19 protein-coding genes and 2 tRNA genes are annotated in these 20534 nt (G+C 38.8%); 9 read left to right on the top strand and 12 right to left on the bottom strand.

Annotation, left to right across the window (positions count from 1 at the left end; genetic code table 11):
- Window positions 1-5 precede the first annotated feature (5 nt).
- The 5 genes from R2R28_RS27345 to R2R28_RS27325 all read right to left on the bottom strand — a co-directional run bounded on the left by R2R28_RS27345 (window position 6) and on the right by R2R28_RS27325 (window position 6077).
- A complete protein-coding gene (locus tag R2R28_RS27345) occupies window positions 6-1397 on the bottom strand; it encodes a TolC family protein (protein WP_316828840.1) in 1392 nt (463 codons plus the stop codon).
- An 803-nt stretch (window positions 1398-2200) separates the two neighbouring features.
- A complete protein-coding gene (locus tag R2R28_RS27340) occupies window positions 2201-2620 on the bottom strand; it encodes an SRPBCC family protein (protein WP_316828839.1) in 420 nt (139 codons plus the stop codon).
- A gap of 107 nt (window positions 2621-2727) precedes the next feature.
- Complete coding sequence (locus R2R28_RS27335; RefSeq protein ID WP_316828838.1) at window positions 2728-3243, bottom strand: protease; 516 nt, start codon at window positions 3241-3243, stop codon at window positions 2728-2730.
- Between the two features lie 179 nt (window positions 3244-3422).
- Window positions 3423-4616, bottom strand: a complete 1194-nt coding sequence (locus tag R2R28_RS27330) for an SGNH/GDSL hydrolase family protein (RefSeq protein ID WP_316828837.1) — start codon at window positions 4614-4616, stop codon at window positions 3423-3425.
- A 369-nt stretch (window positions 4617-4985) separates the two neighbouring features.
- On the bottom strand, window positions 4986-6077 hold the full coding sequence (locus R2R28_RS27325) for an AI-2E family transporter (protein WP_316828836.1): 1092 nt from the start codon (window positions 6075-6077) through the stop codon (window positions 4986-4988).
- 187 nt (window positions 6078-6264) lie between these two features.
- Between R2R28_RS27325 and R2R28_RS27320 the strand changes: the two genes are divergently transcribed.
- A complete protein-coding gene (locus tag R2R28_RS27320; protein WP_316828835.1) occupies window positions 6265-7083 on the top strand; it encodes an alpha/beta hydrolase family protein in 819 nt (272 codons plus the stop codon).
- Here the strand turns inward: R2R28_RS27320 and R2R28_RS27315 are convergent.
- Window positions 7080-7442, bottom strand: coding sequence for a PleD family two-component system response regulator (locus R2R28_RS27315; protein ID WP_316828834.1), 363 nt, complete (start codon window positions 7440-7442; stop codon window positions 7080-7082). The genes R2R28_RS27320 and R2R28_RS27315 overlap by 4 nt on opposite strands.
- Window positions 7443-7750: 308 nt before the next feature.
- Here R2R28_RS27315 and R2R28_RS27310 point away from each other — a divergent pair, with 308 nt between their 5' ends.
- A complete protein-coding gene (locus R2R28_RS27310; RefSeq protein ID WP_316828833.1) occupies window positions 7751-8005 on the top strand; it encodes a hypothetical protein in 255 nt (84 codons plus the stop codon).
- Window positions 8006-8067: 62 nt separating this feature from the next.
- Here R2R28_RS27310 and msrB read toward each other — a convergent pair whose 3' ends face one another.
- Window positions 8068-8577, bottom strand: coding sequence for a peptide-methionine (R)-S-oxide reductase MsrB (gene msrB, locus R2R28_RS27305; RefSeq protein ID WP_316828832.1), 510 nt, complete (start codon window positions 8575-8577; stop codon window positions 8068-8070).
- Between the two features lie 136 nt (window positions 8578-8713).
- Between msrB and R2R28_RS27300 the strand changes: the two genes are divergently transcribed.
- Entirely contained in the window at window positions 8714-9610 is an 897-nt protein-coding gene (locus tag R2R28_RS27300) for a LysR family transcriptional regulator (RefSeq protein WP_316828831.1), read from the top strand.
- A 105-nt stretch (window positions 9611-9715) separates the two neighbouring features.
- Window positions 9716-10693 (top strand): YeiH family protein, encoded by a 978-nt coding sequence (locus R2R28_RS27295; RefSeq protein ID WP_316828830.1) that lies wholly within the window; start codon window positions 9716-9718, stop codon window positions 10691-10693.
- Window positions 10694-10710: 17 nt separating this feature from the next.
- On the opposite strand, the gene R2R28_RS27290 is transcribed toward R2R28_RS27295, so the two are convergent.
- Together R2R28_RS27290 and R2R28_RS27285 are read right to left on the bottom strand one after the other, a co-directional pair.
- Entirely contained in the window at window positions 10711-11121 is a 411-nt protein-coding gene (locus R2R28_RS27290) for a nuclear transport factor 2 family protein (protein WP_316828829.1), read from the bottom strand.
- Window positions 11122-11187: 66 nt separating this feature from the next.
- The gene (locus R2R28_RS27285) at window positions 11188-12156 is read right to left on the bottom strand and encodes an alpha/beta hydrolase (RefSeq protein WP_316828828.1); all 969 of its coding nucleotides are present in this window, start codon (window positions 12154-12156) and stop codon (window positions 11188-11190) included.
- Between the two features lie 358 nt (window positions 12157-12514).
- Between R2R28_RS27285 and R2R28_RS27280 the strand changes: the two genes are divergently transcribed.
- Complete coding sequence (locus R2R28_RS27280) at window positions 12515-13450, top strand: DUF3078 domain-containing protein (protein WP_316828827.1); 936 nt, start codon at window positions 12515-12517, stop codon at window positions 13448-13450.
- A 198-nt stretch (window positions 13451-13648) separates the two neighbouring features.
- Here the strand turns inward: R2R28_RS27280 and R2R28_RS27275 are convergent, their stop codons facing one another.
- The gene (locus tag R2R28_RS27275) at window positions 13649-14047 is read right to left on the bottom strand and encodes a hypothetical protein (RefSeq protein WP_316828826.1); all 399 of its coding nucleotides are present in this window, start codon (window positions 14045-14047) and stop codon (window positions 13649-13651) included.
- 264 nt (window positions 14048-14311) lie between these two features.
- Between R2R28_RS27275 and R2R28_RS27270 the strand changes: the two genes are divergently transcribed.
- The gene (locus R2R28_RS27270; protein ID WP_316828825.1) at window positions 14312-15748 is read left to right on the top strand and encodes a sulfatase; all 1437 of its coding nucleotides are present in this window, start codon (window positions 14312-14314) and stop codon (window positions 15746-15748) included.
- A gap of 38 nt (window positions 15749-15786) precedes the next feature.
- Window positions 15787-17856, top strand: coding sequence for a sulfatase-like hydrolase/transferase (locus tag R2R28_RS27265; RefSeq protein WP_316828824.1), 2070 nt, complete (start codon window positions 15787-15789; stop codon window positions 17854-17856).
- A gap of 386 nt (window positions 17857-18242) precedes the next feature.
- Here R2R28_RS27265 and R2R28_RS27260 read toward each other — a convergent pair.
- A tRNA-Leu gene (locus R2R28_RS27260) sits at window positions 18243-18326 on the bottom strand.
- A 70-nt stretch (window positions 18327-18396) separates the two neighbouring features.
- Window positions 18397-18469 (bottom strand) — tRNA-Gly (locus R2R28_RS27255).
- A 547-nt stretch (window positions 18470-19016) separates the two neighbouring features.
- Here R2R28_RS27255 and R2R28_RS27250 point away from each other — a divergent pair.
- Both R2R28_RS27250 and R2R28_RS27245 read left to right on the top strand, forming a co-directional pair.
- Window positions 19017-19889: an alpha/beta hydrolase gene (locus R2R28_RS27250; RefSeq protein WP_316828823.1), complete on the top strand. Its 873-nt coding sequence runs from the start codon at window positions 19017-19019 to the stop codon at window positions 19887-19889.
- Between the two features lie 63 nt (window positions 19890-19952).
- Window positions 19953-20534 (top strand): dihydrofolate reductase family protein (locus R2R28_RS27245; RefSeq protein ID WP_316828822.1); only part of this gene is annotated, 582 nt, incomplete at its 3' end.

The raw sequence follows: 20534 nt of genomic DNA, 5'->3' as shown, positions 1-20534 counted from the left end.
CCAGATTAAAATTCGTTGATAAATATGTCGTAGTTGCCCAATGCTGCCGATTTTAACAGTAAAGCCTGCCATACATTCGTAAAGGCAATGTCCCGGTCGGTTTCGGCCCTGTTCAAAGTAAAAAGTGCCTGGGTAAGATCAACCAGCGTAGTCAGCCCGTTTTTGTATAAGGTGTTTTTTTGGAGATAAGCATCAGATGCTGCTTTAACCTGGATAGGAGCTTCCCTGTAATTGGCCAGTGCATTGTTAAGTTTGGTTTCGGCAAGTGCCAACTGTGCCCTTAATTGCTGATCAACCAAATTATATTCTTCTTTTAATCCCTGGCTAATGTATTCTTGTGCACGTACTTGCGGACGGTTTTTTAATAAAGTGGATAAATTCCAGGTCATTCCTATGCCAATCAAATAGTTTCCGCGGGTAGGGTTTATACCATCTGCATAACTGGTAGAATAAGCACTTTGATCTAAGGCATAACCTGAGCTAAATCCCGACCCTTTGCCTTGCATCACACCAAAAAAAGTAAATGTTGGATAGTATAACTTTTTGAAATAGTTAACCTGCTGATCGCTTACATCAACCCGGTTTTGATAAAATTTTAATAGTGGGTGCGAACTTTTAACCACCGTATCTTCGAGCAGATTACCGGGGATGCGGGTAATAGAAGCTGTATCCAGATCGTAAGTAGTAGCGGTTAAACCCATCAAAACCCCTAAACGGTTGGCTTGTTCCTGTTCGAGATCTTTGGCCTTTGTTAAAGCAATTTTAGCATTAGAAACTTCGGCCTTTGCAAAAGAAGAATCTACCCCTGCAATCAAACCGTTTTTAGCCCGAATGATAGCTGTATTTTGAAAGGTAGTGGCCCGGTCGAGGTTTTTCTGTTGCGATCTGGTTAATCTTTGAGCTGCAAGCAGGTTTAAATAGGCTGCAGATACGCGAACTTCCTGCTGGAATTTTTCCTGTTCCAGATCGTTTTTATCCCTCTGGTAAGCTGCCTTGGCAACTTTTACCCGGTCTCTGATTCTTCCGAAAGTGAAAAAATCCCAGTTGATGTTGGCCAGGTACAATCCGCCAAAAGCTGCATTCCAGTTTTGTTTGTCTAAAGATGGACCTGATGAAGCTGTTCCCAAACCACCTAAACCATATTGCGGACCATTTTGACCGTTAATGGTTCCGTAATCTTGCTGGGCACTTAAACTGAAATTTGGCAGGTACTCACGTTTGGCCTGCTGGATGGAAGATTTAGATGCATCTGCATAGTAGTTTTTGGCTTTTATGGTGCCATAATTGGTTAATGCGGTATTAACAGCCTGCTTCAGACTGAGTGTTTGAGCACTTACACCGACAGATAAACTAAGAAATAATAATAGTGAAAAATAAAATAAAGATATACGAGGCATAGTGTATAATTTACACGGCAAATGTAAATTATGACAGCAACATCAAAGTATTTGGTTCAAATCAAAAATTATGCGAATCAAATAATATTCGAAATGTTACTTAATGACCAATAAAAACACCCTTTTTACCAATGTGGATGGATTAATGATCTGGCTAAGCCTTAAAATAAGACAAAAGGATTACAAAATAGTATTTCGTTTTCAAGAATAGGTCGTCATTGCGATGAGGCCTTTCCATCCAGGGAAGCAATCTTACAATGATTGCTTTTTACCATGAGCTTTCCATTTGGTTTTTTTTTCCACTGCACAGTCTTGCCTCGGCTACCGATGGAAAATCGGTACAGGTTCACCGCCGCCGATAGGGGCTCTTTCTTTTTGGTGTCAAAGAGACCAGCCAAGCTAGCTTGAACACCGTTGAAAAAATAAAAGCAAGTGAAAAACAAAAAACACCGGCTGAAAATTTATTCATTTTCTGATGTAATTTTCAATGGTATTCATGAGGGCTTACGCCGTTTCTTTCAAAGCTAGTGGGATGGCTAGAACAGTGGGGCCCGATCCCGATGCCTTGATCGGGAGTTAGGCCGGATTTAAGTAGAACGGAGATGTTGTGCTTTGGCCTAGCTGATTGGAAATGCAGTCGATCCATAAAGTGTTTATTATTAATAGATTGCTAAATAACGTCAATGGTGGCGGAGCCGATAACTATCGGATACAATGAAGCCGAGAAATCTATCTCGAGGTAGATCTCTCCACTTCACTGCGTTCCGGTCGAGAGGTCGACGTTTTGTTAGGAACATAATATATTATCCCTCTTCAGTATACTTCTTAAAGTTATCCAAAATTGCCTGCCATCCACCACGCTGCATTTCGATCGGGTTGGTCGATTCCGGATCGAAAGTTTCAATTACCCTGGTTTGTTCGCTCAATGCTTCAAAAATGATGCTTACCTTTCTACTGTCTTCCAGGGTATATTCGATTTTCTTGTTAGCATCAACGGTAGTATAAGTTCCACCGAAATCGAAACTCATGCTGCCATCTTTTGCAGCCATGGTATTTTTAAATTTACCCCCAACATTTAAATCATTTTCCGAGTAAGGAGTATGCCAGTCTGGAGAAGCGAAACTCCATTTGGTAATGTGATCCGGATTGTTCCAAGATTCCCAAACTTTTTCTACGGGCGCATTTACGGTTGTTTCGATTGTGATTGGTGTTGTATTTTCCATCTTCTTTTAGTTTAAATTGTATGATAAAGGTATAGGAACTTTTACATCACAGAAAGAGTAAATGCGACAAAATAGGGGTGAAATAACCTAAATTCGAAAGATAAAATTTAATGTAGTTCAGTATAAATAAAGGTTACAGTATCTTTTGATACCAATCCGCTCATGTTACCGCCAGTGTATACTACTTTGTAACTTGATCCTTTTTTCAGCTCGTAGGCTTTCAGTATATCAGCATTGGCCACTAAACTATCACCGGCCTTTACGGTAGAGTAACTCGATGCAGGAGGTGGCATTATCCTTTTGGCCATTGCGCCTTTATATTGTGCTTCTTCGCCTTTTTCGTCAGTAATGCTTAAATAACTGCTCATTAATGGCTCAAACGGCGTATGCCAGATGCAGAAACTTTTGGCTGTACCAGTATTGTTATATACCACAAACCTCAACAATAGCGGATCGCCGGGAGCAACACTGCCGTTGATTTTAATTTTGGCTTCGAGCGAATCGGTTTTACCTGAAGTAATGGCTTGAGCAGAACTTTCACTTTTTGCCGTATTCCTTGTAGCTTCACTGCAGGCAGAAAAGAAGACTAACAGTGCAGGGATAATTAATTTGATGTTTTTCATGAGCTGTTTTGTTTATATAAGCAAATAAGCAGGGATATTGTTTTGACTAAACTAAATCGATTAAGTGTGCTATAATAAAAAATCAATTGTAGGAAAAATGAATTGGAGAGGCGATAAAATCGCCATTTTCCTGCGTCCCTTTTACAAACGGTAACGATAAATGCTTGTTTTAAAGAATCTTAATTACTATTTACTAAAAAATAAGCAATACGGCAGGTATATCCTGTAGATTTTGGATGGTGATATTCGCTGGTACGCACACTCAGTTTATGTTCGCCACTGCCCAATTGGTCGCCCAGTAACAAATACCAGGGTAAATGCAGGCTTGCGCTCCATTGGGTGTACAAATCGATCGTTTTTTCTTCACCGCCATCAATCCGGTAATGCAGCATGCCTGCATCAGGTCCAGATAAAATAGCGATACCGATAGCATTGCCTTTAAAAATTAAATCGAAACTACTGTTTCTGGTACTGCTCTCCAGTACCGGGATATTTACAAAACCCCGTCTTGCTTCTAAGCCATCACCTGGTTTCCAGCTTTTGTTAATGCTAAAAGTATTGAGGTTTTCGGCAGCAGTAATGCTTACGTATTGGCCTTTGGTATAGGCGAATTTATCGATAATTTTTGGGAGGCTACCATTTACTTTTCTGTTGGTGTTTTTCTGGTTTTCTTCCAGGTAGGTTTTAATCGTATTAAAATAAAGCTGCTGACCAAAAGGAGCAGGATGAAGATCTTTAAAATCAGCTGCCCAGGTAAATTCTTTATTGGCAATGCGTTTATCAATTTCTAAAGCGAGGTTTATGAAAGGCAAATGATAATATTCGGCTAAATCGCTATGCACCTTTACTTCAACTGGTATTTTGCCTGTATCAAAATCTTTGTTTTTATCTTCATCGGCAAATGCCATTAACACAATATTGGTTTTTGGGTTTTTGTTTAAGGTATGTCTGATGATTCCCTCTAAAGCACGGCGTTGGGTTTGTTCGGCTGTTTTGTTTACATGGTCGTTAACAGCTGATTCTATAAACAATAAATCTATTTTTCCGCTATCCAGTACATCGCGCTGCAGGCGAAACGCATGTGGTAAGCTACCTAATGATGGGATACCTGCATTGATAAATTTAAAATTAGTTTGTGGATAAGTTTTGGATAAATAACTGCATACCATGCCACGCCAGCCTTCCATGTTGGTAATGGAACCGCCCAAAAAAGCAACGGTTACAGGCTCTTTTTTGTCGATTTTATCGGCGAAAGTGTTACTATAGCCATTAAATGTAATAAATGAGGAAGATTGAAGTTTGTTTTGAGCAAAACTTTTAGAGAGTAGTGCCGTTGCCAATAGCGTAAAGCACAGAAAAGTGGTTAGTTTCATGTTATTTGGTATAAACCAAAAGTAATAAAATTAGATTAACCGGTACAAACAAATCGTCAATTCGGGCGATAGCTCAGCAAAGCAAAATCTGTTTAGCTTGATTTCCATAGTTCACTGCGCTCCGTCTGATACATATCGGATTATGCCAAGGTGCCCTGGCCTGTAAGAGGATTAATGGCCAGGGGTAAATGTTAGCAAGCTATATGTTGATAGTTTAGTGTTTATGCAGCAAACATTGTTTAATAAACCCGGTAGTAGCGGACATCCAGATTTTTCTATCTGGATAAAGCGGATAACGGGACTGCTGCTACCGAAGAACAGCTGAACGATCGTTTTCTAAAAAAAAAGAATACTAATGGCTATGGAGCACTACTCTACTGCGACTTTTTTCTTTCTTCTAAATCTTTTCATCTGCCCCATGTGCTCCGTCGGAATGTTATCTCCCAGCAGTTTGCCCCATGGTTTAAGTCCTTCTATCCGATCGAATATGATTTTCAGCACTGCAATAAACGGGATGGACAGGAACATGCCGGGGATGCCCCATAGCGCTGCACCCATCAATACAATTACAATCGAAATTAAAGCATTGATTTGCACTTTGCTCGAAACAATACGCGGAACAAGGATATTATTATCGATAAACTGGATGAGCGCATAAGCCGCTATAATTAACAACTGTGTAGTAAAACCATCTTTAGTAAGGGTGGCCATTAATACCGGAAGCGCAATGGCAATAATACCGCCAATGTAAGGCAATAGGTTGAGTATGGCGCCAATTACCCCAATCAAAATGGCATTCGGTACACCGAGTATTAATAAAGCTGCAGAATTCATTACTGCCACAATCGAAGTTTCGATCAATAAACCAATGATATAACTTTGAATGGCGGCTTTGGTTTCTCCTAAAATTTCGGCAACCTTTTGCTTGTTTTCTTCGGAAAATACTTCGTAAATGAAATTCAGGATCAGCGTTTTATATAATAATATTAAAAAAGTATATACCGGAATCAGAAAAACTACACTTAAAACCCCCATTAAACCACTAAGCGTTTGTCCAATCAGTGCTTTGCTGCCATTTGCAGCATCATTAAGCATTTGCATCTGTTTTTGTGTAGAAATGCCAAAGGTAGTTTGTAGCCAGCTTCTTATTTCTTCAAGCAGTTGTGATAGTTTATGTTTAATGCTGTCCAGATCATCAAAAAAGTGTGCCACTTGTGAAGAAAGAAAGTAAAGTACTGCTACTACAACCAGCAAGCCTATTAACATTGAAAGGATAATACTTAATATTTTGGGCATTTTCCTTTCGAAACGGTTGGTTAAGGGATTAAGCAAAATGGCAATTAAGGCAGCAAAAGCCAGGGGTACTAGGATATCTCTCAGTACACTCATCATAAATACTGTAATTACCAATCCTAAAAGAATTACAGGTGCCTTAATGTAAAATGGGTAGGTTTTAATCATGTTTTTGTATGTTCATCCGTTCAAAAACCATAATGTAACAAAATTGTTTTAAAGTTTAAAGATCTTATTACCGGTGCTTTTAATGTTTGAAAACATCTTTTCTGTTAAAATTCGTTGATATGGTAAAGAATATTAAGTTATTTTATAAATTTAGCATCATATTGCCTAACCATATTGTAATTTACTAATGAAAAACTGCTATTTAATTGCCATCTGTTTATTTTTATTTACCAAAATTAGTTATGCTGCTGAAGTTGATACGGCTTTAACGTATAGCAAATCGATGAAAAAAAATATCAAAGCTGTGGTAGTTAAACCGGATAGTTATAAAACAGGGAAATCTTTTCCGGTGGTGTACCTGCTTCATGGTGCGGGTGGCGACTATTCGGGATGGGTTAAAAGTGTGCCGGAGATTAAAAAACTGGTCGATCAATACCAGTTTATCATAGTATGCCCTGATGGGAATGTAACCAGCTGGTATTTCGATAGCCCTGTAGATCCCGAATGGAAATACGAAACTTATGTAGCCAAAGAACTTGTAGGTTATATTGATGAGCATTATAAAACCATTGCCGAGAAAAAGGGCAGGGCCATAACTGGTTTAAGCATGGGAGGGCACGGAGCGCTTTATTTGGCCATTAAACATCAGGATGTATACGGAGCAGCAGGTAGTATGAGTGGGGGCGTAGATATTAAACCTTTTCCAAATGGATGGAATATCCCGAAAAGATTAGGACCGGAGGATGAATTTCCTGAACGCTGGAAAGAACATAGTGTTATTGATCTGATTTACCTGATTAAGCCTAAATCGCTTGCGATTGCGTTTGAGTGTGGCACTGATGATTTTTTCTATAAAGTAAACGTGCGCCTGCACGATGAACTTTTATACCATAACATTCCTCATGATTTTACTACAAGACCCGGGGCACATAATTGGGAATATTGGGCAAATGCCATTAAATATCAAAGTGTGTTTATGAACAACTTTTTTACTCAGAAACCTTAAGCGGCCAGTTGAGCACCTACTTTGTTAATCAGGTTATTGATATCGAACGGTTTAGCGATAAAATCGTTAGGGTGACAAATGCGATCTTTCATGTCGCCTAAATTATGACTTGCTGAAATCATAATTACCGGAATATGGTTTGTTAATTTATTGTTTTTAAGCAGGTTACAAAGATCTCGTCCATCTAAAACACCCAGCATTACATCCAGTAAAATTAAATCAGGGTTAAAATCTGTAATTCTTTGGTTTAATTTGCTGGCATCCCATAAGCCATTTACTTCGTAGCCCTCAGCACCTAAAATGAGTTCTATTACTTCTAATATTTCTTTACTATCATCAACCACCAATATCTTTTTCATTTCCTTATTCTGTTATTAGATTAACGCATTGTAAATAAATACGTTCTGTATTATTAACAAAGGCATTAGTTAAAAGTTTCATCCTTTTAAAAATCGTTTACAACTATTTGCTTTCAATGCCTTTTTGAGTGGTATTTCGGCTACATTAAACTGTTGTGGTTGTAATGATACGTGTTGAATTAAAATTAATACATGATTTTAACTTAAAAATTAACTTTTAGATTACATGAAAAATAAAGACTTACCATATTTTTGACCGTTCTCGAAATGTTATTCATAATACAGGAAACGAAGATTTAAAACCAAAAATGAAATACTTAGTCAAAGAAATCAGTGAAGGAAACTGCGATATCACTTTATTGCCGGAAAACCTGAATGACAGAAATCTTTTAGCCGAAACTACAAAAAGCGTTCAGCAGAGTTATCAAGAAACTATCCAGGCACATTACGAACATGCATTAAAAAACCAGGTTCATGGAAATGCAGCATTTGTTTCTTTAAATAATGAGGAAAGCAATTATCCCAAAAGAGTAAATGTAAATTACCAGATTATTTTAAGTTAATAAGGCAGTATCCCGAAAAAAAGCTTTTATTACGATAATGAAAGCTTTTTTTTCTACTAATTCTACTGAGCGAATCCATCGGGTTCGAAATCAAGCGATATCGAATTCATGCAGTAGCGTTTGTGCGTAGGTGCAGGTCCATCGTCGAAAATATGCCCCAAATGTGAATTACAGCGGCCACATTCTACTTCTATTCGTTCCATACCTAAACTGTTATCTTCTTTGTAAATTGTACTTCCTTTGCGAATGGGTTCGAAAAAACTCGGCCAGCCACATTCACTGGCAAACTTAGCATCCGATTTAAAGAGTGTATTGCCACAAACTGCACAATAATAAGTTCCTTTTAAATTCGAGTTCCATAATTTCCCTGTAAATGCCCTTTCGGTATTTGCTTCACGCGCAACTGCATATAAAGCCGGCGACAAAATCTTTTTCCATTCCGAATTTTTAACATTTAATTTTTTAGTATCCGTACGGGAATAATATGGGTTTTTAATCTGGGTTTTGGTTTCCTGACCGTTGGTGTAAAACCCAAAACTCAAAAGGAATGATAATGCAATTAATATTTTCATGTTGTGTGTATTTATATGCTAATAAACGAATAATAACGTTAAATGGATTTGGTTAAATTTAGTCCGAAGTCTTTAATTGGAATGACCAATGACTAATAAACCAGAATCCATATACTTGTAAATATTTATAAGGCTTATGCTCGATTTCAGACTGCAGGTTTTTTATACAGTGGCCAGGCGCCTTAGTTTTACCCGTGCTGCGGCCGAACTTTTTATTTCGCAGCCTGCGGTAACCAAACACATTAAAGAGCTGGAAGCCCAGTACAAAACAACATTGTTTGAACGGAGCGGAAATAAAAAAATAGAATTTACTGCTGCGGGTAAAGTATTGCTTAGCCATGCCGAGCAGTTAATTGCTATATATGGCGAGCTGGAGTATGACATGAACCTACTGAACAAGGAACATGGTGGTGTGTTGAGGATAGGGGCCAGTACAACTGTTGCCCAATACATCCTGCCAAAGGTGCTAGCCCTCTTCCACAAAAAGTTTGGTTCGGTAAATGTTCAGCTCATAACAGGTAATACCGAAGATATAGAAGAAGCTTTGTTGGCCAGGGAGATAGAAATCGGTATTATTGAAGGTGTTTCTCGCAGTCCGCAAATTAGTTATGAGCCTTACTTGCATGATGAACTGGTGCTGGTGGCTGCCTCAGGAAATGCAAAGGTTAAAAAAGACACTTTAAAACCAGAAGAACTGCTTCAGTATCCGTTTCTTTTGAGAGAACCAGGTTCTGGTACCCGTGAGGTAATCGGTATGGCATTGAGCAAGCACCACATTAAACTTTCTGACCTGAAAATGGAAATGCAGCTGGGCGGTACAGAGAGTATTAAATCTTACCTGAGCCATAGTGATTGTTTAGCTTTTGTATCAGTACACTCCGTATTAAAAGAATTAAGGGATAACGAACTGCGGATTATCGATATCAAAGGGTTAACTATTGAGCGTCCTTTTCATTTTATTCGTCAACATGGACAACTTTCTTCACTTGCCGAACTCTTTATCCGTTTTGCAAAAAAGCAAAAGATAGATTAACCTGAAAAATGATTTATCGATAACTTTATGTTATGGATAATTAGTAAAAGTGATGAAAATAGCAAAGTATTGTTATTGATATTTGGGTTTCAAAACAATTACTAAATGAATACCCAAACCCATGTACCACAGGTTAATGAAGGACTTATCTTAAATGTAAATCCACTCACCAAAAAGATTGTATTTATTAGCTGTATCATACTTTGCCTTAGCTCTTTGGTTAGCCCAACCCTCGCACTTTTGCTGGGTATTATTGTCGCTCAATTTACCGGTCATCCTTACATGGTACTTAATCATAAAGGTACCAGTTTATTACTTCAGTTTTCGGTTGTAGGTTTAGGCTTTGGGATGAATGTTCATTCGGCACTTCAGGCTGGTAGGGAAGGTGTAATTTTTACCATATTTTCGATTATAGGTACTTTGATTCTGGGATATTTTATCGGTAAATGGTTCCGCATCGGAAAAAAGACTTCCTATCTCATTTCATCAGGTACGGCAATCTGTGGCGGAAGTGCTATTGCAGCCATATCGCCGGTCATTTTAGCCGAAGAGAAACAGGTTTCAGTTGCATTAGGCTGTATATTTATCTTTAACGCCTTAGCGCTTTTAATTTTCCCTCTTGTTGGGCATTACTTTCATCTTTCGCAAAACCAGTTTGGATTATGGTGCGCCATTGCCATCCACGATACCAGTTCGGTAGTAGGAGCGGCAAGTAAATTTGGTGCAAAAGCACTCGAAGTAGCCACTACGGTAAAATTAGCCCGCGCATTATGGATTATTCCGGTGGCTTTTCTTTCTACTTTTTTATTTAAAAATCCATCTAAAAAAATCAGCTTTCCCTATTTTATCATCCTGTTTATATTGGCCATTATAGCCCATACTTATTTTCCTGCCATTGCTGTATTAAGTGTTTATTTAACCGGTATTGCTAAAGCTGGCCTTACACTTACCCTCTTTTTAATTGGTGCAGGCCTATCGCGAAAAATTTTGCTGGCAGTTGGTTTTAGGCCATTGTTGCAAGGTTTGTTACTTTGGGTAATGATTTCCATCACAGCGCTTTATGCAGTAATCCATCTCGGATAGAAGTTTGATTCTTAACATTATAAATACCTGTCGTTTTCATTAATCTGGAGATCGTTAATGCTGGCATAACGTTTTCGCATTAATCCATTTTCATCGAACTCCCAAAGTTCATTGCCATAGCTTCGGTGCCATTGGCCGCTGGCATTGCGCCACTCGTATTCGAACCTTACGGCAATGCGGTTTTCGGCAAAAGTCCATAGCTCTTTTTTAAGTTTGTAATCTAATTCTTTTGCCCATTTGCTGCTTAAAAAAGCTTTAACTGCTTCTCTACCGTTAATAAATTCGTTACGGTTACGCCATTCCGTATCAATGGTGTATGCCATGCATACTTTTTCCGGGTTCCGGCTGTTCCAGGCATCTTCTGCCATTTGTACTTTCTGCAAAGCAGTTTCATGGGTAAATGGTGGCATTGGTGGTTTTTGTTCCATGGTTTAGTGAATTTCTATTCACACCGCTGCCATTTTTTAACAGGCAACGGTATGGTGGTTAATGTGTTATTGAGGTAAAGTAGCTAAAAATTTCAGGATTTCATTTCCGATTTCCCTTCCATGCGATTCGAGTGCGAAATGTCCGGTATCGTAAAATTTCACAATGGCATCAGGTACGTCTTTTTTATAGGCTTCGGCCCCTGCTGGTATAAAAAAAGGATCTTTATTACCCCAAACAGCCAATATTTTCGGTTTATATGTTCTGAAATATTCCTGGAATTTTGGATAAAGTGCCACATTGCTTTTATAATCCTTTAAAAAATCCAACTGAATTTCTGTCATCCCCGGACGATCAAGGAAATACTGATCTAAGGTATAGGTTTCTGGTGCGATAAGAGATGGATCGCTCACGCCGGTAAGGTATTGAAATTTCGTTGCATCATGCGTTAAAAACGCTTTTAACGCTTCCCTATTGGCAGGGGTGTCGTTTTCCCAATAACGTTGTATCGGATTCCAGCCTTCGCTTAAGCCTTCTACGTAGGCATTTCCATTTTGTGAAATGATTCCGGTTATCTTTTCTGGATTTGCCAATGCCAGGCGGTATCCGGTAGGAGCACCATAATCGAAAACATATACTGCAAAACGTTTAATTTTTAACCCATCGATAAAACCCTGCATGGTTTTGGCCAGGTTAGCAAAGGTGTAATTAAATTGAGCAGCTTCAGGAACCTCTGTATAACCAAAGCCCGGTAAATCGGGTGCAATTACATGGTATTTTTCACTCAACATCGGGATAAGGTTACGGAACATGTGCGATGAAGTTGGATAACCATGAAGCAGTAGAATCACTGGTGCACCCGCCGGACCGGCCTCGCGATAAAAAATATTTATCCCGTTTACGTTTACCCGGCGATAATGGACTATAGCTGCTACCGAGGCCGTTTTGTTACTTGTTGTTGCGATTGATTGTGCCATCATGTTCGATTTTGTTAATAAAACAGCCAGAACGATGCCAGCCAGTTTCAGTTTTTTCATGTCTTTTTTTAACAAATGTATGCTGGATTATTAATCATTCAAAATGATTAATAAAGATATCAATAATCATAATTTGTGATTTGTTTGGTTACCTGTTTTTAGGAGGAATTGCATTTATGGAGTGAAAATGCAAACTCACGGTATTATTTGGGGCATAGAAAAAATAAAAATCCAAAGAATACTTTAAAAACTAACCAAAGAACCAAAACGGCCTTTCACAGAATGAAAGGGCCTGTTTATTGATTTTCGTTTTTGAAATTGATGATGCATGCTGATCTTGAGGTGCTTTTTGTTAAACAATAGCGATTTCTAGCCAGCAATAAATTGAAATATTAATAACTACCCCAAAAATTACATTATGAAAAAACACTTACTCTTTACAGTATTATTATTCACAAGCGTTTATAGTTTCAGCCAAACAGTGAAAGATGGCAACGTAGATACCGAAAGTGGCAAAATGTTAAACAAGCTTGATTCGGCTAAAAAACAGGAGGGCTGGACCATACGCGGAACAAATACATTATTATTAAACCAGGCGGCATTTTCTAACTGGGTAGCCGGTGGAATTAACTCGGTTGCGTTAACTGCCCGTGCGGATTACGAATTTAACCTGAAACGTGGAAAAAACCTTTGGGAAAACCGCATTTTGGCGGGATATGGTTTGCGTTCAGAACAGAAAAGCCAAACCACAAAAGTAGAAGATGTTATTGATTTAACTTCAAAATATGGTTATCAGATTAATCAGAGCAATTGGTTTGCCGCTGCAGCACTAAATATAAAAACCCAGTTTAGCAAAGGGTACGATTACAGCAATCCAGACCAAGGTTACCTGTCTAACTTTTTGTCGCCGGGCTATTTAACATTTGGTTTTGGTGTTGATTATATTCCAAATGATAATTTTCAGATCAACATCCATCCGCTAACTTCCCGTTTAACTTTTGTTAAGGATGATGCTGTTTTTGATCCTAACAAAGATGGTGTACCCACTGAAGCTTTTGGTGTTGAACCGGGCAAACATTTTGTTTATCAATTTGGTGCTTACGTAGGGGGCAGGTATAAAGCAAAATTGATGGAAAATATCCTTTTAGATAACCGCTTAGGTGTTTTTAGCAATTATCTCAAAGATCCGCAAAATTTAGTGATTGCTTATGCTGCCATTCTTGATATGAAAATAAACCGTTTTATTTCTACACAAATTACTGCAGATTTATTTTATGATAACAATCAAATTGGGAAACTGCAGCTTAAAGAAACTTTGGGCGTAGGCTTAACTTATAAATTCGGGAAATACTAACGAAATATTAAGGGCAAAAGAGATTGGTTTTACTGATCTGTAGCCATAAGATTTAAGTTAAGGGTTTTTAATCACAGATAAACACGGATTTTTATATCTGTGTTTATCCTCTTTATCTCCTGTACCGAGGGCTTAACTTAATGCCATAGGGTTTGTACATGGTTTCATTAAAGTTATGGAGGAAAAGGTTGTTGAATTTCATCCTTTCCCTTTTAACTGCTGATAAAGAAAGAAACAACCATCCGGGAATGACGGTGTTTGTTGTATGAAAACTTGTAATGTTTGCCTCGTAATCACCTGATTACCGCAGTAAAAATCTCCATCATTCTGCCTGCGTAATGATGCCGGTGATTGCATGGTCAGCCAATCTATAAAGGCCTTATCGCTCTCAAAGGAAAGTGAAGGCTCCAGATAACCATCCCAAACCTCTCCATAATAATAAAAACCTTCGCAGTATAAAATGCCCATACCACAATAATCGCGGTGTGCATACCTCAGCGAAGTACCCAAATTAAGTTTTGCTGCAACAGCGGTTGCAAGCGTTATGCCAAAAGGTACTTCGTCTGCAACAATTTTGTGTAAATGATCTTCTTTCATTGCGATAGTATCGTTTATGATGGAAGATAATCATATTTTCCTGCAATAGTTAAACAACTGATTCAAAATTTAAGTCCCTTGCCTCACTATAATGAGTCATTATTGCTAGATCTGGTTAATATCTTGTTTTAATCCGTTAATTGCTGGTTGTTATCGTGTTTAGTATTTGTTAAATTTGTTAGTTGATTTTCGTTACTGTCCAAATCGGTACATTTATCCTTATTTACCATTTATGGGGCATCACATTATCCCTTAGCCATATTTATGAGATATTTCTTTAAGTTTTTACCATTCGTTTTCGCTTTCTCTGCCTATTTAAACGCCCATGCGCAAAGTACACCACCTTCTCCTTCAAAACCCAATATCCTGCTGATTTTTACAGATGATCTTGGCTACATGGACTGTGGTTTTACCGGGAGTAAAATCATGGAAACACCTAATATTGATGCGCTTTCGAAAAAAGGGATGGTATTTAACAATGCTTATGCAGGAGCAGGGAACTGTGCGCCGAGCCGCGCCGCTTTAATTAGCGGACAGTATTCACCAAGAACGGGCGTGTATGCGGTAGGAAGTACTACCCGCGGGCCAGTGGATTTGATGAAACTTGTGCCTGTACGCAACAACGTTTCCCTCAAACCGTCATTTAATACCATAGCCGAAGGATTAAAGGGTGAGGGATATGCGACTGCTATTTTTGGTAAATGGCACCTCGCTGATTCTAAAGAAACGCAACCACAGGCACAGGGATTTGACCAGTATACGGAAGGGCCAAAAGAACAATCTGTTAAGGGAAGTAATGAAGCTGCCGATCCGAAAGGGGTATTATATCTCACCGACGCGGCCATTAAATTTATGCAAAATACAAAAGACAAGCCTTTTTTCGCTTATTTAGCCCATAATGCAATTCATTCTAAACTGGAAGCAAAACCTGAAACCATAGCGAAATTCAAGAAAAAAGGCTTAAGCGATAAAATGGCTGTTTATGCAGCCTGCACATACGATTTTGATGCAAGCGTAGGTGTGGTGCTTGATTTTTTGAAAAAATCAGGATTGGATAAGAATACACTCGTCATTTTTACCAGTGATAATGGCGCCACGCAACAATCATCTCAGGAGCCACTACGTGGAAATAAAGGATCTTATTATGAAGGAGGAATCAGGGAGCCGTTTATTGCCTGTTGGCCTGATCATATCAAACCAGGAGCGGTGAATGCTACTCCCATTATTAACCTCGATCTTTACCCAACCTTTATGAGCTTAGCCGGAAATAAAAAATTTAAAAGCGATGGGGAAGATTTGATGCCACTTTTGCTGGGACAGAAAACTGAAACCATCAGGAAATCGATATACTGGTATTTTCCTGGTTACCTGGATAATCCTGTGATCAGGGGGCGCGATAAGGTATTTCGTACCAGGCCAGTTGCTGTAATCAGAAAGGGAAATTTTAAACTCCACCTTTATCTCGAAGAATGGGTGCTTGATGGAGGAAAGGCCAAAATTAATGAAAATAACGCTGTTGAATTATATAATATTAAAACTGATGAGGGTGAACACCTTAATTTGGCCAACACCAATCAAACAAAACGAGATGAGCTTTTAGCTGATCTTTTATGCTGGATGGAAAAAACCAAAGCCCCGTTGCCCACTAAAATTACTGCCACTAATAAGCCGGTACAAGGCACGGTAGGTGCTGAAAATTAAGTTTATAAAGTACATCATATCAATTATATTAACACCTGATGAAACCTGTTTTTTACGCGCTGATTTTAACGATACTATGTTTGGGCAACAGTGGGCTTGCCCAGGAAAAAAGAAAAACCTCACCTAATATCATTTTCATACTCACAGATGATCTTGGATATGGTGATGTTGGTGTATTTTTTCAGCATAAAAGAGGGGCCAGTCAGGATAAAAGCCAGCCTTTTACCCTGACGCCAAATCTTGATGAAATGGCCTCCTCAGGCGCTACACTTCCCCAGCATTATTGTGCGGCCCCGGTTTGTGCGCCTTCAAGGGCCTCAATTCTGCTTGGTCAGAGTCAGGGGCATGCCAATGTAAGGGATAATCAGTTTGATAAGGCACTTAGCGATAACTATACTTTAGGCAATGTAATGCAAAAGGCCGGTTATGCCACGGTAGCCATCGGCAAGTGGGGGCTTCAGGGAACTAAAGAATGGTCTGCACATCCGCTAAACAGGGGTTTTGGTTATTATTATGGTTATATGCGCCATTCTGATGGACATGAACACTATCCTAAAGAAGGTTTATACAGGGGTAAGAAAGAGGTCTGGGAAAACAAGACAGAAGTGAGCCAGGACCTCGATAATTGTTATACAGGTGATTTATGGACAGCAAGGGCGAAAAAATGGATTGTTGATCATCAAAAAGATAAAGGAACGGATCAGCCGTTTTTTATGTTTCTGGCTTACGATACGCCGCATGCGGTTTTAGAACTTCCTGCTTCTGCTTATCCTGCCGGTGGCGGGTTAAATGGTGGATTGCAATGGCTTGGCCAGGCGGGCAAAATGATCAATACAGCAAATGGAAAACCCGATAGCTGGACACATCCTGATTATAACAATGCCACTTATGATGATGACCATAATGCTGCAACGCCTGAAAAACCATGGCCTGATACTTATAAAAGATTTGCCACTTCAACAAGGAGGATCGATGATCAGGTTGGGGATATTTTGAAGCTGTTAAAAGATTTAAAGATTGATTCGAATACACTGGTTGTTTTTAGCTCTGATAATGGCCCTTCTATAGAGTCTTATTTGCCAAAACCCTACGTAAAGTATGAGGCCAGTTTTTTCAGTAGTTTTGGGCCGTTTGACGGGATAAAAAGAGATGTACTGGAAGGTGGGATGCGTATGCCGGTTATTGCTAAGTGGACGGGGCATATCCCGGCACACACCATTGTTAATTCGCCAAGTATCTCTTATGATTGGATGCCAACCTTTTTAGATGCAGCTGGTTTACCTGCACCGGCAGTATCGGATGGAGTTTCTTTGTTGCCATCCGTAACCGGAAAAGGCAGGCAGCGTGCAAGTATGATTTACTCAGAATATTTTGAGGGTGGAAAAACGCCTGCTTACCCGGAATTTGCTGCTGTAAACCGTGGTAGGGTCAGAAATCAGATGCAGATGATCAGAATGGGTAATTTAGTAGGCCTGAGGTATAATATTAAATCTCAGGACGATAATTTCCAAATTTTTGATGTATTAAAAGATCTTCATCAGCAGTACAATTTGGCTGAAACTAAAAATATGGATGTCCTTCAGCGTAAAATGAAAGATAGGGTACTTCATGTACGCCGATTGGATGCAGAGGCACCAAGGCCTTATGATACTGTTGCAGTGCCCGCTGTAAAACCGGTTAATGTTAGTAAAGGATTGTTATGGAAAAGCTACCACCAGGTTACTGAATGGATACCAAACCCTCAGGGGCTAACTGTAGTTTCTAATGGTAAAAGCGCTGGTTTAAATCCTCTCGAAGCCTATAAAGGTTCCGGTAATCTGGTTGTACATGAGGGCTTTATAAAGATTCCGGCAGATGGAGAATATACTTTCTACCTTAACGCTGAGAATAAAGCATTCATCAGGATCCATGATGCAGTGTTGATTGATGAGGATTTTGGATATACCACAAAACACGAGAAACAGAGCAAAATTAAGTTAAAAGCAGGTCTGCATCCCATCAAACTTTATTATCAAAAGCCTGCACAACTAAAAGGTAATCTCGATTTTGAATGGTCTAATGCGTTATTTGCGAAACAGGCAGTACCTCAAAGCGCTTTCTTTCATTAGTTGAGCTAATTAACAGATCGGAAATATGGTGAAATAAAAAAACCGCAACATTAAACTGTTGCGGTTTTTTGGTTAGTAATTCGGTGTTCTCTTCTTATTTTCTATAATATTTTGAAAACCTGATCAAAATATAGCCGTCGGTTTTGGGATGATGGTTTTGTATTACTTATGTATGGTGTTATTCATTTCAGACCAGGGGAAACAACCGGTTTTTCTGCTGCGCCGCCAAAAATAGCATTTAACGCTTCATTGATAGGGATATTTACACCGCTGCCGGAAGCCAGCAAGTTGCAGTGCCTGATATATAATAACTGGATGCGAAATTAAGTTGACTATAAACAAAAAACCTTTCAGTTCTGAAAGGTTTTTTTGTTCGATTTTTGTTGTACTCGGGGCGGGAATCGAACCCGCACGCCTTTGAAAGCACAGGATTTTAAGTCCTGCGTGTCTACCAGTTCCACCACCCGAGCATTAGCCTGTTCCGAAATCCTTCGGTAGGTTAATTTAAATTAAAATGCCTTCTGGTAGGAAGGCATTTAGAGCGAAAGACGAGATTCGAACTCGCGACCCCGACCTTGGCAAGGTCGTGCTCTACCAACTGAGCTACTTTCGCAAATTTACACATCAGCTGTGTTCCTTTGGGGTTGCAAATATAGAAATTTAACTTTTCAATGCAAAAAAAATAAAATAAAAAAATGGTGAAAATGTATTAAAGGTTAAAAATGAGGAAGATAAATTTAAAATTAACTTTAACGGTGTAGGCGAAACCTTATTCTTGTTAACGTTAATTAGGCATCAATAGAAAAGTCATTTAAAAAAATGGATGTCGAAGCCTCATCGAACGAACAATTTTTTGTTTGTAATATCACGTTTCAAAGTTCATTAACCACGGTCGTTTGATGTGTTTATGCTATAACTCGCTGCTCAGTGTAAACCGGCGTAATATTTCAGGTCTGAAAATAAGCGATACTGTTTACTGTCTGGTGGTAATTTGCTCATTTTGCGAGGTTGATTCCAGATTGTAAAAAGTTTTCATTTTAATAGCAAATATACTTTGGCGGAATTTACCCCTAAAGTTGTCGTTTTTGCAATAGCATAAAATTTGAGATGAATCCAATCTTTGTATTGTCAACAAGATTCAAACTAAAAAAAATAATCTCATGAAAAATTTATTCAACGCAAATCTCCTTAAATTAACACTACTTACGGTGATGGCTATGTTTACGGTGTATCAGTCAAACGCACAACAAAGTAAACCTTCAAGCAGTGGTTACGCACCTGCAAACGGCACTAAAGTATATTACGAAGTATATGGTGAGGGCAGGCCCATCATTTTGTTGCATGGTGCTTTTATGACCATCGGTACAAACTGGGGAGAATTAATTCCTGAACTCTCCAAAACAAGAAAGGTAATTGCTATTGAATTGCAAGGGCATGGTCATACCCCTTTTTCGGATAGAAAATTATCGCATAACACTTTAGCCAGCGATGTAGAAAAGGTGATGGATTACCTGAAAATTGACAGTGCAGATGTAGTTGGATACAGCTTTGGCGGCACTATAACCTATCAGTTTGCTATTCAAAGTCCTAAACGCTTAGCGAAATTGGTGATCATTTCTTCTACTTATAAAAGTGATGGCTGGATGCCTCAAATATCAGGGGCATTTAAAACAATGAAACCAGAACTTTTTGCCAATTCGCCTATGAAAACCGCTTATGATGCAGTTGCGCCTGATAAAACAAAATGGACAAAGTTTTTGGAACAGATGATTGCTTATGCAGGAGAACCGTTTAACCTGGGTGGGTCTAATATTTCTAAAATTGCTGCACCTGTATTAATCATTGCAGGCGATAATGATGGGCTGGACAAAATCGAGCTGATTAAAACCTATCAATTATTGGGGGGCGCTGTTGCAGCTGATCTGGGTGCAATGCCAAAATCTCAATTGGCCATTATTCCCGCCCAGGGGCATGTTAGCCTGATGATGCAGACGAAAACAATTTTAGATTACCTTAACGATTTCTTAAAATAAAAAACCAGGATATTAAAATAAATAACAAAGTAATAATTTAGTTAAACCATAAATTAAAATGCTATGAGAAAGATAACCGTTTTAACCATGATTACTTTAGATGGAGTAATGCAAGCACCTGGCGGACCAGAAGAAGATACTTCAGGAGGTTTTCAGTTTGGCGGCTGGACAGCATCCTATGGTGATGACGTTTTTGGCAAAATCATGCAAGAAGAGCTAAAACCGGCAGAGTATCTTTTAGGTAGAAAAACTTTTGAAATTTTTGAATCCTATTGGCCACAACATGCTAATTTCTGGCCGGGCATTAACGATGGTGCCAAGTATATTCTATCGGAAACCAGGGAAAAATCTGACTGGAAAAACAGCAACTTCCTTAAAAGTGTGGCAGATATCCAAAAACTTAAAAATTCGGAGGGTGCCGACATTCAGGTTTGGGGCAGCAGCGAACTAATTCAGCTTTTGCTTAAAAATGACCTTGTTGATGAACTCCGGCTTAAAATTTACCCGCTAACTCTAGGTCATGGTAAAAAATTGTTTGAAAATGCAATTCCGGCAGCGCTTAAATTAACAGAAAGTATAGTTACACCCAGTGGAGTGATTATCGTTAGTTATGAACGTGCTGGAGAAGTAAAAACAGGTAATGTT

It is taken from the genome of Pedobacter miscanthi (genome assembly GCF_032678605.1).
In the GTDB taxonomy this organism is placed as follows: domain Bacteria; phylum Bacteroidota; class Bacteroidia; order Sphingobacteriales; family Sphingobacteriaceae; genus Pedobacter; species Pedobacter miscanthi_A.
Note: the sequence above shows the minus strand (reverse complement) of the source record. Positions and strands in the feature narration are given on the sequence as shown.

What these genes read in the sequence shown, in the direction of transcription:
- R2R28_RS27345 (WP_316828840.1), bottom strand. Translation starts at nt 1,397, where the DNA reads ATGCCTCGTATATCTTTATTTTATTTTTCACTATTATTATTTCTTAGT.
- R2R28_RS27340 (WP_316828839.1), bottom strand. Translation starts at nt 2,620, where the DNA reads ATGGAAAATACAACACCAATCACAATCGAAACAACCGTAAATGCGCCC.
- R2R28_RS27335 (WP_316828838.1), bottom strand. Translation starts at nt 3,243, where the DNA reads ATGAAAAACATCAAATTAATTATCCCTGCACTGTTAGTCTTCTTTTCT.
- R2R28_RS27330 (WP_316828837.1), bottom strand. Translation starts at nt 4,616, where the DNA reads ATGAAACTAACCACTTTTCTGTGCTTTACGCTATTGGCAACGGCACTA.
- R2R28_RS27325 (WP_316828836.1), bottom strand. Translation starts at nt 6,077, where the DNA reads ATGATTAAAACCTACCCATTTTACATTAAGGCACCTGTAATTCTTTTA.
- R2R28_RS27320 (WP_316828835.1), top strand. Translation starts at nt 6,265, where the DNA reads ATGAAAAACTGCTATTTAATTGCCATCTGTTTATTTTTATTTACCAAA.
- R2R28_RS27315 (WP_316828834.1), bottom strand. Translation starts at nt 7,442, where the DNA reads ATGAAAAAGATATTGGTGGTTGATGATAGTAAAGAAATATTAGAAGTA.
- R2R28_RS27310 (WP_316828833.1), top strand. Translation starts at nt 7,751, where the DNA reads ATGAAATACTTAGTCAAAGAAATCAGTGAAGGAAACTGCGATATCACT.
- msrB (WP_316828832.1), bottom strand. Translation starts at nt 8,577, where the DNA reads ATGAAAATATTAATTGCATTATCATTCCTTTTGAGTTTTGGGTTTTAC.
- R2R28_RS27300 (WP_316828831.1), top strand. Translation starts at nt 8,714, where the DNA reads ATGCTCGATTTCAGACTGCAGGTTTTTTATACAGTGGCCAGGCGCCTT.
- R2R28_RS27295 (WP_316828830.1), top strand. Translation starts at nt 9,716, where the DNA reads ATGAATACCCAAACCCATGTACCACAGGTTAATGAAGGACTTATCTTA.
- R2R28_RS27290 (WP_316828829.1), bottom strand. Translation starts at nt 11,121, where the DNA reads ATGGAACAAAAACCACCAATGCCACCATTTACCCATGAAACTGCTTTG.
- R2R28_RS27285 (WP_316828828.1), bottom strand. Translation starts at nt 12,156, where the DNA reads ATGAAAAAACTGAAACTGGCTGGCATCGTTCTGGCTGTTTTATTAACA.
- R2R28_RS27280 (WP_316828827.1), top strand. Translation starts at nt 12,515, where the DNA reads ATGAAAAAACACTTACTCTTTACAGTATTATTATTCACAAGCGTTTAT.
- R2R28_RS27275 (WP_316828826.1), bottom strand. Translation starts at nt 14,047, where the DNA reads ATGAAAGAAGATCATTTACACAAAATTGTTGCAGACGAAGTACCTTTT.
- R2R28_RS27270 (WP_316828825.1), top strand. Translation starts at nt 14,312, where the DNA reads ATGAGATATTTCTTTAAGTTTTTACCATTCGTTTTCGCTTTCTCTGCC.
- R2R28_RS27265 (WP_316828824.1), top strand. Translation starts at nt 15,787, where the DNA reads ATGAAACCTGTTTTTTACGCGCTGATTTTAACGATACTATGTTTGGGC.
- R2R28_RS27250 (WP_316828823.1), top strand. Translation starts at nt 19,017, where the DNA reads ATGAAAAATTTATTCAACGCAAATCTCCTTAAATTAACACTACTTACG.